Origin of the sequence: Microcoleus sp. A003_D6 (assembly GCF_036702825.1) — a bacterium.
GTDB lineage: Bacteria > Cyanobacteriota > Cyanobacteriia > Cyanobacteriales > Microcoleaceae > Microcoleus.
In genome coordinates this window covers 93,739-100,418 of sequence record NZ_JAUBWA010000008.1, presented here as the reverse complement: position 1 = coordinate 100,418, position 6,680 = coordinate 93,739, and the positions used below count along the sequence as shown (strand labels likewise).

Annotated in this window: 7 protein-coding genes; 4 read left to right on the top strand and 3 right to left on the bottom strand. The window is 43.3% G+C overall.

All coding sequences use genetic code 11. The features are described 5' to 3' along the window. Positions 1 to 465, top strand: a 465-nt coding sequence (locus QUB70_RS04415) for an RNA-guided endonuclease InsQ/TnpB family protein (RefSeq protein ID WP_332978569.1), incomplete at its 5' end; no start/stop codon positions are given. A gap of 259 nt (positions 466 to 724) precedes the next feature. Beyond that, on the top strand, positions 725 to 1,036 hold the full coding sequence (locus QUB70_RS04410; protein ID WP_332978568.1) for a hypothetical protein: 312 nt from the start codon (positions 725 to 727) through the stop codon (positions 1,034 to 1,036). A gap of 209 nt (positions 1,037 to 1,245) precedes the next feature. Here the strand turns inward: QUB70_RS04410 and QUB70_RS04405 are convergent, their stop codons facing one another. After that, entirely contained in the window at positions 1,246 to 1,590 is a 345-nt protein-coding gene (locus QUB70_RS04405; RefSeq protein ID WP_332978567.1) for an NAD(P)H-quinone oxidoreductase subunit M, read from the bottom strand. 223 nt (positions 1,591 to 1,813) lie between these two features. Between QUB70_RS04405 and QUB70_RS04400 the strand changes: the two genes are divergently transcribed. Both QUB70_RS04400 and QUB70_RS04395 read left to right on the top strand, forming a co-directional pair. Further along, complete coding sequence (locus QUB70_RS04400; protein WP_332978566.1) at positions 1,814 to 3,013, top strand: AAA family ATPase; 1,200 nt, start codon at positions 1,814 to 1,816, stop codon at positions 3,011 to 3,013. Further along, positions 3,007 to 3,630, top strand: a complete 624-nt coding sequence (locus QUB70_RS04395) for a DUF4276 family protein (protein WP_332978565.1) — start codon at positions 3,007 to 3,009, stop codon at positions 3,628 to 3,630. The genes QUB70_RS04400 and QUB70_RS04395 overlap by 7 nt, the downstream gene beginning before the upstream one ends. Before the next feature lie 61 nt (positions 3,631 to 3,691). Here the strand turns inward: QUB70_RS04395 and QUB70_RS04390 are convergent, their stop codons facing one another. After that, entirely contained in the window at positions 3,692 to 4,249 is a 558-nt protein-coding gene (locus tag QUB70_RS04390; RefSeq protein WP_332978564.1) for a hypothetical protein, read from the bottom strand. A 363-nt stretch (positions 4,250 to 4,612) separates the two neighbouring features. Continuing rightward, a complete protein-coding gene (locus tag QUB70_RS04385; RefSeq protein ID WP_332978563.1) occupies positions 4,613 to 6,580 on the bottom strand; it encodes a pentapeptide repeat-containing protein in 1,968 nt (655 codons plus the stop codon). Between the last annotated feature and the right edge of the window lie 100 nt (positions 6,581 to 6,680).

Below are 6,680 nucleotides of genomic sequence, written 5' to 3'. Positions count from 1 at the left end.
GATTTTCTGCACAAGCTATCCCGCAAGATAGTGAACGAAAACCAAGTTATTGCAGTAGAAAATCTCAATATCAAAGGCATGGTAAAGAATCATAATTTAGCTTCATCAATTAGTGATGTTGGTTGGGGTATGTTCTGTACCATGCTCAAGTACAAGTCCGAGAGCGAAGGAAAGCAATATGTCGAAATCGACAGATGGTTTCCTAGCTCTAAAACTTGTCATGTATGTCTAAATCGAGTTGAGAGTCTCACTCTTGATATTAGAACATGGACTTGTCAGCATTGCGGTACTCAGCATGACCGTGATGTAAATGCTTCAATCAATATTAGAAATGAAGCCTTGCGGACTTTGGCGTTAGGAACTAGCGCTTCTGCCTGGGGAGGGAATGTAAGTCGATCTGGTAAAACTTCGGTTTTGTTGGACGCTATTCCCGTTGAATCAGGAAGCCAGCGCTGTACTACTTAAGTGGTCAGCGTCTGGTAGTTCACCTTTACCCAAAGACGGATATAAGCCCCGAGATTCATCTTTGGAGTCAATTCTCTAATTTAAAATCTAAAATCTAAAATCGACTGACGGATACAAGCCCCCGACAGGAGTCGTGGAGAGCAAAAAAAATTAGATATTAGTTCAAGCCCCCAGATTCATCTGTGGAATCAATCTAAAATCTAAAATCTAAAATCTAAAATCGACTGACCGGACTCTGCAAGCTGTTGAGTTATTAACCATGCCCCCACATGAGTCAAGCGCCTTTCCCCATAATTTGCCCGATCCCAAGCTGCTGCGGGCAGTTGAGGTTGACGAAATGCTGACTAAGATTCAGCGTTCTCACGGTTTTTATTACAAAGTGATGAATATTGAGGTTTGGGCGCTGGTGGAAACCTTGGATGGTCTGTTTCCCGGCGCTTGGGGTCAGTTTATGACTAACCGCCAAGTTGCGGTAAAACAGTTTTTGGAGCGCGATCGTACTCCCAATTGGGCAGTTACTCCCAAGGATGCCGAGAAAGACGCAGAAACTATCGGCAGTGAAGAAGAATAGACCTCTTGCAAAAGTCCTTTTAATCCAATTTTGGAACGGGCAAGATGCCCGTTCCACAAGAAAAAAACTTTTTGTGGGATGGGCATCTTGCCCGTCCCAGCTATTGCAAGAGGTCTAATGAAAGAATAGGCAAGAGGGAAAAATTTTCCCACTCTCCCATTCTCCCTGGGACACTCTATCGAAACCAAGCAATTTATATGTCTAGCAGCTTACAGGTGAATTTTCGCGTCAACTCGGGGCAATCCCATGCTGTAGTTGACAGCGCGGCTGTTGAGGTTGTAGCTGATTTCGCCTTTTTGTAGGAGCGATCGCACCAAGTGTTCCAATTCCGAACCGATGCGGCGGAGGTTGTACTCGGTCAAATCTTCGCCCTCGTAAGCGTCTACGAGTTGGTCGAATTTGGCATATACCTGTTTGACTGATTCGTCGTTCCAGTTAAGTTCGCTATCTGGGTCAATGTCGATCGTCAAAAGGTCATTGCTGGGTACGAGTTCGTTATCTTCGAGGATGGCGGTGTATATGCGAATATGGCGGGTTGTGGACTTGAGCTGCATGAGTTCTTATGTGTAAAGATTTTTTGCTGAATTAATTGTAATGGGTCAAAGACCGTTGCAGGAGAGTAGGTCGGCTGTTGTGCGATCGATCGGGATATGTCACTCCCCCTCCGACTTCAAGGCAAAGACTTGGAATCGGTAGTTTTGAAACCTACTTAATTCAAGACTAAAAACGAAAGCTTTCGTAAAGTATAATAGTTCAGAATTGGCATAGGAGGACAAGGTGGAAGGCAAAAGATTTATTCACTCCCTGCAACTGCAAAACTTCCTATCCTATGGAAGTGAGGGGGAAAAAATTGAACTGCAACCCCTGAATGTATTGATCGGTACTAACGCATCCGGCAAATCTAACTTAATTGAAGCGATGGGAGTGTTGAAGGCAACACCTACCGACTTACTTGCTCCGATTCGTCAAGGAGGTGGCATCAGCGAGTTTCTGTGGAAAGGTGAAAAAGGTATTCCCACAGCAAAAATTGAGGCTATTTTAGATTACCCAGAACGCACGATGCCACTGCGCTATCAGATTAGTTTTACCGCAGTCGGTCAGAGACTTGAAGTAGTGGACGAAGCTATAGAAGATATGGAATCGGGCAATAGCTCTGAAAGCGGGCCATTTTTGTACTACCATTATAGCGATCGGGGTCGCCCTGTTATCAATGTTATAGAGGACAACGAGCAGCAAACAAGAAAGCTGCGGAATCTGCGGCGAGAAGATATCCTTCCAGATCAATCTATCTTATCTCAAAGAAAAGATCCAGAACTATATCCCGAACTATCATATCTGGGAAATAAATTTGCAGACATTGGTTTATATCGTAACTGGCAGACAGGGAGAGATTCAGTACCTAGAAAGGCTCAGCAAACTGACTTGCCAGAACATCCCCTCCTCGAAGATGGCGGCAACTTAGGACTGGTTTTAAACAACTTACAGTATCAATTAGGAAGCAGGCAGATTATTGAAAAATTACAACTGTTCTACGATGCAGCCGAAGAACTGAGTATCAAGATTTATGGCGGTACTGTCCAGATATTCATCCGCGAAACAGGATTAATTCAGCCAATTCCCGCAACTCGTTTATCAGACGGTACGCTGCGTTATTTATTCTTAATAGCTTTACTCCTAGATCCAACTCCCCCGCCACTTATTTGTATTGAAGAACCGGAGATTGGCTTGCATCCCGACATTTTGCCTGGGATTGCTGAAATGCTGATCGAAGCCTCACAGCGCACACAACTGATTGTGACAACTCATTCCGATGCTTTAGTGTCGGCTCTGAGTCCTGAGTCAGTGTTAATATGCGATCGAGATGATAGAGGAAGTCACCTGAACCGTCTCGATCCCGAACGACTGAAAAAATGGCTTGAGAATTACACTTTGGGAGACCTTTGGCGGAGGGGAGACATCGGGGGCAACCGATGGTAAAGGAGATTCGCATTTACATCGAAGGTGGTGGCGATGGCAAGAATACAAAGTCATTGCTCCGACAAGGATTTAGCAGTTTTTTCAAAGAACTTGTGCAGGTTGCCCGCAGCAATCAAATCAAGTGGAATATGATTGTTTGTGGTTCTCGGAATAATGCTTTCAGGGATTTTAAGAATGCTTTGGCAGATTACCCAAAAGCGTTTGTCATCCTTCTGGTTGACTCAGAAGCACCTGTTGTAAAGCAGTCGCCTTGGGAGCATTTGAAGTGGAGGGATAATTGGGATTCGCCTGCTGGGGTTGATGAGACTCATTGCTATCTCATGGTGCAAACGATGGAAGCTTGGTTCATGGCGGATATTGATACTTTAAAAAGATTTTACGGGCAGGGATTTAAAGAAAATGCGATTCCTAGAAAGAGCAATGTAGAGACGATTGAAAAGGATTTGTTAGAACGAAGTCTGAAAGCAGCTAGCTGCGACACAAAATCGAAAGGCGAATATCAAAAGATACAGCACGCTTCCAAGCTGTTAGAAAAGTTGGATGTTGGCAAGGTTCGCAAGGCTTCTTCAGAGTGCGATCGACTTTTTACAACTCTCACCGCACTCATGGAGGATTGAACCGATGAAAGTAGCGAAAGTCGCGAAGAAAGAGAGGAGGAAGGGGGGACTGGGGCGATCGTCAATTTCTCGGAATCCCGAAATCTTTTAGTTGTTGGGCCGTCCAATTTTTGTAATATTCAGTTTTCTCTAAAGCATCGGAAGCTGGCTTCAGCTTAGAATTTACTTGAACCGTGAAGCCCGGATACGGCATCCTCCTAGTATAAAGCCCGTCAATATTAAAATCTTCTTCAGGATGGACGTGAAAAGCCAGCAAGCCCAAGTCTGATATCTGACGATTCAGTTTGTCTATCAATTCTTTAGTTTCGGGCGCAGTAATTGCTGTTTTTTCGGGATTAATTACTACCATTATTTCAAATTCCGAATTGTAAAATTCATAAATTGATTTCATGATGGCAGAATCGCGATCGAACTCAGTCGGCGCTGAAAACGGCTCGATTTTGAATAAAATTTGATTGACCAAGCGTGCCTTTTTAATGAAGGGACAAATCGGTAAATCGCTGAAAACTGGATGCGGTAACTCGACAAACTCCGTCATCCATCTGAGGGTAGATTCTATAATTTCTTTGTCCGATTCATTCATGGAAAATCTATATATTTGAGCTTTCACACTCATCATACTTTATTTGTATGGAGGGCGATGCACACCATTGGTGTCAATTTAACGCTATTTCCCTTAGTCCGGCAGGGGTTTAAACCCCTGCCTCATAGCAAAAGTCCTCTGAAGAGGACTGAAGAACTCATTAGTCCTCTTCAGAGGACTTAAGCTATTAGCCAGGGAATTAATTCCCTGGCGGACTTTCGGTTAAATTGACACAAATACATTGTCCATCTTGCTGTTTAATAGACCTCTTGCAAAAATCCTTTTAATCAAATTCTGGAACGGGCAAGATGCCCATTCCACAAGAAAAAAAATTTTGTGGGATGGGCATCTTGCCCGTCCTAGTTATTTTTGCAAGAGGTCTAATATTTGCGATCGAATTTATTCGTGAGTTGTCCCGTCTGGCATAATTGCACCTGCGAGTTTTGCCTTTTCCAGATTTACCACCCCACTTAGATTCGCTCCCTTTAGGTTGGCTTTTTCTAGGTTTGTACCCGCCAAATTTGCCCCGCGCAAGTCTGCCGAAGTTAAGTCTGCTCCCCTAAAATTTCCACCACTAAGGTTAGCCCCACAGAAATTTACTTCAATTAATATTGCTCCGCTTAGATTACATTGAAGAGTTCCACCAACCAGACTAACTTTTGTCAGATTAGCACCGCGAAAATTTGTACTATGATCTGTACGTGCATTTTTCAGATTCGCTCCACTCAAGTCTGCCACAGTTAAGTTAGCATACAGTAAATTTGCCTGCATCAGGTTGGCTCCTATCAGGTTGGCCGCCGTGAAGTTGGCATTAGTCAGATTTGCTCCGCTTAAGTTGGTTTTATTTAAATTAGCTTGCAGGAGTTTTGCACTATGCAAATTGGCCTTAGTTAGATTTGCACCACTCAAGTTAGCTTCACTCAGGTCAACAGAACTCAAATCAAAACCAACTAGGTTTGCAGTTTGCAGTGAAGCATTAGGAGCAATTAAGTAAGCACCTGCTTTAACAGGGTCAAAGCCTCTGGGGAAGACAGTCTGTGCGTTGTAAATCGCTCCTTCAAGGTTTGCTCCTTCAAGGTTTGCCCTATCAAGGTTTGCACCGAATAGTTTTGTCTTATTTAAGTTGGTATTACTCAAATCAGCATTGATCAATCTCGATTGCCTCAAATTCAAGCCACTTAAGTTTGCTTTACTGAGGTTAGCTCTGCTGAAATTTACTCCCGAAGACAAATGAACACTGGTGAGATTTACCCCACTCAGATTAGCTTCAATTAGGTTCGCTTCCAAGAGATTTGCTGCACTTAAATTTGCATTGACAAATTTTGTTTTCCCTAAATTTGCTGAGCTTAGATTGGCTGTGTGAAGGTTTGCATGACATAAATTTGCCTCACTCAGGTTAGCACTAGATAAGTTTGTTTGAGAAAGTTCTGCACCGCTTAGATTAGCGCTACTAAGGTTGACCTTACCCAAGACTTTTCTGCTCAGATTGACTCGAGCTAAATTAACTCCGGTAAAATTTCGTTCTTTCTGATTATACCGTTCCAAAAAATCCTCAGCAGTGATAGCTGGTTCCAGATTTTCTAGTGCAGAATTATCTATTTTTGCCTCTTCCTCAGATTGCACAGTATCCGCATTTACAGGAGTAGCCACCGACTGTTCTACCGCTTCGCTAGATACTGGAATGGGTGTTTCCTCGATCGCCTCTTCCCGCAATAACCGATCGACCCGATCGCTAAACTGCCTCACAACCTCAGCATCATCAACCTTCTCACCAGCATTCGAGCTTTTATCAACCGCATTTTCAACATAATACTTATCTACAAAACTTTGCAGCCCGGCATTATATCCCTGTCCTACCGGCTGAAACCTCCATTCGCCATTCTTCTTATACAAACGTCCAAATTCTAAAGCCGTCTCTTGGGAAAAAATCTGATTTAAATTGTAGCGAACCAATTCGCTAAGAGTTTCTCGGTTGTAAAGCCTGATAAAAGCATTTGTAACTTGACTAAAACTTTTATTTTTTTCCTGTCCCTCGTGAATAGTCACAACAAACACAATTTCCTGAATCGCCGAATTGATTTTACTCAAATCCACATAAACCGTCTCATCATCTCCGTCAATTTGTCCATTCCTGCTGTCTCCCGAATGTCGCACCGCACCGTCCGGCGATGTCAGATTGTTGTAAAATACAAAATACTTTTCATCGGGAATGCGATCGTCTGCCGCTAACATAAAAACAGATGCGTCAATGTCGCAGTTTTGTGCTGTCTGGCTGACTTGCCACCCCAGGGCGATCGCAATTTTACTGAAATTAGGAGTTTCTTTAGAAAGATTGAACCTTTCACCCTTAGTTAATTCGATACTCATATGCGATAATTCCCTTACCTCAGAAATAGTCAAAACTCAAGCCAAGCGTCACAGGTGCGATCGACTTGTAGGGTGCGTCAGACGAAGTTCTTGAGAGACG